Source organism: Spirillospora sp. NPDC049652 (assembly GCF_040675125.1).
Taxonomy (GTDB): domain Bacteria; phylum Actinomycetota; class Actinomycetes; order Streptosporangiales; family Streptosporangiaceae; genus Spirillospora.
Genome location: NZ_JBFAOF010000649.1, coordinates 1 through 4,227, shown reverse-complemented (window position 1 = coordinate 4,227; position 4,227 = coordinate 1). Strand labels below are relative to the sequence as shown.

The following is a 4,227-nucleotide window of genomic DNA, read 5'->3' as shown; positions in this document are numbered from 1 at the left end:
GCCGAAGCGGGGACCGCCTGGACGGCCCGCCCAACGGGACGGCCCAGCACGGCGGCCAGCACGGCGGCGACCGCGACCGCCAGGATCGCGGTGCGCACCCGCGCGTCCCAGGTGGCGGACGTCTGCCCCAGCACCGTCGCGGCCAGCCCGCCGACCACAGCGCTCAGGCCGAGCGTCAGGGCCGCCACCAACCGGAGTACGCCCTGGTCAGGGGCACCCACGGCCGCCAGCACGCCCAGCCCCAGAGCCAGCCCACCGACCACGCCCACACACAGCAGGAGCAGAGCGGGACGGCCCAGCACCCGCCGCCGAGGCAGTGGGGACAACAGGAGCCAGGACGCGTCGGCGGCGGACACCGACAGCGGCCCGTACACGCGCGCCAGCACCATGAACCCGGTGTAGAGCAGGCCCAGCAGGGCCAGTCCGGCACCCGCCCGCGCGGGGTCGGACGAGCGCCCGAGCACCTCCAGCGCGTCCCGGACGACCGGTGCAAGCAGCAGCACCGCGACCAGCGCGCCGAAGCCGAGGGCGTAACGGTCGCTCCAGTTCGATGACGTCCTGCGCGCGACGACGCTCACGCGGACTCCACCTCGACGACCCGCGCGCCGGTGTTCCGGGCCAGGCCCGGATCGTGCGTGGCCATGACGACCGTCCCGCCGTCCGCCGCGTACCCGGTGAGGAGCGAGGCCAGCCGTGCGCGGAACGCCGCGTCCAGGCCGCGTTCGGGCTCGTCCAGGAGCAGCAGGCGACTCGGGCGCAGCAACCCCATCGCTAGCGAGAGCCGCTGCCGCTGGCCTGTCGACATCGCCAGGGGCGCATGGTCGCGGCGCTCACCGAGGCCGAACGTCTCCAGCGCGGCGTCCGGGGTCATCCGCGTCCCGGCGTGCACGGACGCCAGCATCTCCAGGTGCTCCAGGACCGTCAGCCCCGGATACCAGGCCGGTTCGTCACCGACGAGGACCACGTCCCGCCAGAACTCCGGATCATCGGCGGGCGGACGGCCCAGCACCCCGACCGCGCCGGACGCGCCCGCCTGCAAGCCGGCCAGGCAGCGCAGCAGCGTCGACTTCCCGACGCCGTTCTCGCCCAGCACGGCGACGATCTCGCCGCGCCCGGCCACCAGGTCCACACCGTCCAGAACCGGGACGCCGCCCAGCTCCACACCCACATTCCGGACCTCAACGACATGTCCCGCCATGGTCCCAACCTAGCGACCCACGCACTCCTCCGGCCGGGCCCTGGCGGGGACGTGGCGGCCCAAGGGCCTGTTTCAGAGTGGCCTCAGCCACGCGCACGAACGCGCGACCTGCCCGGTGCAGCGAAGCCGAAGGCAAGCGCAACCGGGCAGGTCGCGAAGCGATGCCGCGTTAGCCCAGGCCAGACGGCATATGCCGCAAACTACAGCTTTTCGACCGGGGCGTAGCGCAGCACGAGCCGCTTCACCCCATACTCGCCGCCGAAGTCGACCGACGCCGCGGCCTTGTCGCCCGCGCCGTCGACCGAGACGACCGTGCCGAGCCCGAAGGAGTCGTGGGTGACCTTGTCGCCCGGCGCGAGGGACGGGACCGCGCGGCCGCCGGCGGCCCGGACCTCCGGACGGGCGGCGACGCGCGTGGCGGCGGAGCCGAACGCGCTGGACGCCACGCGCTCCCAGTTCAGCAGGTTCGCCGGGACCTCGGCGAGGAACCGGGACGGCGGGTTGACCTGCGGCGCGCCCCACGAGCTGCGCATGGTCGCGTGGGACAGGTAGAGCCGCTGCCGGGCGCGGGTGATGCCCACGTAGGCGAGGCGGCGCTCCTCCTCCAGCTCCTTGGGGTTGCTCATCGCGCGCAGGTGCGGGAAGACGCCGTCCTCCATGCCGGTCAGGAAGACGACCGGGAACTCCAGGCCCTTGGCGGTGTGCAGGGTCATCAGCGTGACCACGCCCTGGTCGTCCTCCTCGGCCCGCTCCCCCGGAGGGACGGCGCCGGACTTGGCGCCGCCCGGGATCGAGTCGGCGTCGGCGACCAGCGCCACCTGCTCCAGGAAGTCCGGCAACCGGCCGGCCGGGTCCTCCCCGTCCAACCGCTCTTCGTTGCGATCCTCGAACTCCCGAGCCACGGATTCCAGCTCACGCAGGTTCTCGATCCGCGACTCGTCTTGTGGATCCTTGGAGTTCGCCAGTTCCTCAAGGTATCCGGTCCGGGTCAGGACGGCGTCGACTATTTCGGCAGGAGTACGGACGGGCACCTGCGCGCGCAGGTCGTCCAGCAGGGCGACGAACTCGCGGACGGCGTTGATCGAGCGGGTGGCCATGCCCGGGACGTCCTCGGGGACGCGCAGGGCCTGCCAGAACGAGATGCGCTCGCGCGAGGCGTACGCCTCGACGCACGCCTCGGCCCGGTCGCCGATGCCGCGCTTGGGCACGTTCAGGATGCGGCGGAGCGAGACCGTGTCCTCGGGGTTGGCGAGCACCCGCAGGTAGGCCAGCAGGTCGCGGACCTCCTTGCGCTCGTAGAAGCGCACGCCGCCGACGACCTTGTAGGGCAGCCCGACCCGGATGAAGATCTCTTCGAAGACGCGGGACTGCGCGTTGGTGCGGTAGAAGACCGCCACGTCGCCGGGCTTGGCGTCGCCCGCGTCGGTGAGCTTGTCGACCTCGCTCGCGACGAACGCGGCCTCGTCGTGCTCGTTGTCGGCGACATAGCCGGTGATCTTGTGGCCCTCGCCCTGGTCGGACCAGAGCCGCTTGGGCTTGCGGTCGGCGTTCCGCTCGATCACCGCGTTCGCCGCCGACAGGATGGTCTGGGTGGAGCGGTAGTTCTGCTCCAGCAGGATCGTGCGCGCGTCGGGGTAGTCGCGCTCGAACTCCAGGATGTTGCGGATCGTCGCGCCGCGGAAGGCGTAGATCGACTGGTCGGCGTCGCCGACCACGCACAGCTCGGCCGGGCCGACGCCCTCGACCGGCGCGGTCAGCTCGCGGACCAGCTCGTACTGGGCGTGGTTGGTGTCCTGGTACTCGTCGACCATGACGTGCCGGAACCGGCGCCGGTAGTGCTCGGCGGCCTCCGGGAAGACCTGGAGCAGGTTGACCGTCAGCATGATCAGGTCGTCGAAGTCCATGGCGCCGGCCTGCTGCAGCCGCGCCTGGTACATCTCGTACGCCTGCGCGAGGGTCTGCTCCATGTGCGTGGAGGCCCGCGCCTTGTACGTCTCGTAGTCGATCAGCTCGTTCTTCAGGTTCGACACCTGGGCGCTGAACGACCGCGGCGGGTACCGCTTGGGGTCGAGGTCGAGCTCGCGGCAGACCAGCGCCATGAGCCGCTGCGCGTCGGCCTGGTCGTAGATCGAGAAGCTCGACGGGAAGCCCAGCCGCCCGGCCTCGCGGCGCAGGATGCGCACGCACGCCGAGTGGAAGGTCATCACCCACATCGCGCGCGAGCGGGGGCCGACCAGCGCGTCCACCCGCTCCTTCATCTCGGCCGCGGCCTTGTTGGTGAAGGTGATCGCGAGGATCTGGCCGGGATGGACGTCGCGCTCGGACAGCAGGTAGGCGATCCGGTGGGTGAGCACGCGGGTCTTGCCGGAACCCGCTCCGGCGACGATCAGCAGCGGGGATCCGGCGTGCTCGACGGCGGCCCGCTGCTGCGGGTTCAGGCCGTCCAGCAGGGCATGGGCTTCGGTCCTGGACATCACTGGCGAGTCTACGGTCCGCCACCGACAACCGCGTCCGAACGCGGCGGGGGGCCGATCGTGGGCCCCCCGCCGCGCCGGCCCGCCGGGATCAGCGTTTGCGCAGCTCGTGGGCCGATTCTGCGGCCGCGCGGACGGCGTCCAGATCCGCGCCGGCCGCGGCGGCGGAGGCGGCCGCGACGGCGCCCTCGACCAGCGGCGCGTCCGCCAGCGCGGCCCGTCCCTCATGGTCTTCCAGGACGAGTTTCGCGGTGAGGACGGACGACCCGAGGTCGGCCAGCAGCAGCACCCCGTCGCCGCCGTCGGCCGCCGCGACGGCCCGTTCGACCAGGTCGGGGCTGGTGCCGAGGCCGCCGTCCGGGCCTCCTCCGGCGGCCTCGACCACGGCCTCGCCGACGCCCATCTCCCGGGCCAGCTCGGCCGCGCCCTCGGCGAGCGCCCGGCTGTGCGAGACGATCACGATCCCGACCATTCAGCCCTCCCCGGCGGCGGTGACGTCGGCGAGGGCCCGGACCAGCAGCGCGGACGAGGCCGCGCCGGGGTCCAGGTGCCCGG

4 protein-coding genes are annotated in these 4,227 nt (G+C 72.7%); all 4 read right to left on the bottom strand.

Annotated features, from left to right (window positions below; all coding sequences use genetic code 11):
- The coding region (locus tag AB0J52_RS29880) for a DUF6297 family protein (protein ID WP_500185962.1) at positions 1 to 578 on the bottom strand (578 nt) is incomplete at its 3' end.
- Positions 575 to 1,198, bottom strand: coding sequence for an ABC transporter ATP-binding protein (locus tag AB0J52_RS29875; RefSeq protein ID WP_500185961.1), 624 nt, complete (start codon positions 1,196 to 1,198; stop codon positions 575 to 577). The genes AB0J52_RS29875 and AB0J52_RS29880, both read right to left, overlap by 4 nt.
- A 200-nt stretch (positions 1,199 to 1,398) precedes the next feature.
- Complete coding sequence (pcrA, locus tag AB0J52_RS29870) at positions 1,399 to 3,672, bottom strand: DNA helicase PcrA (protein WP_500185958.1); 2,274 nt, start codon at positions 3,670 to 3,672, stop codon at positions 1,399 to 1,401.
- A 91-nt stretch (positions 3,673 to 3,763) separates the two neighbouring features.
- Positions 3,764 to 4,144, bottom strand: a complete 381-nt coding sequence (dhaM, locus tag AB0J52_RS29865) for a dihydroxyacetone kinase phosphoryl donor subunit DhaM (RefSeq protein WP_500185956.1) — start codon at positions 4,142 to 4,144, stop codon at positions 3,764 to 3,766.
- Between the last annotated feature and the right edge of the window lie 83 nt (positions 4,145 to 4,227).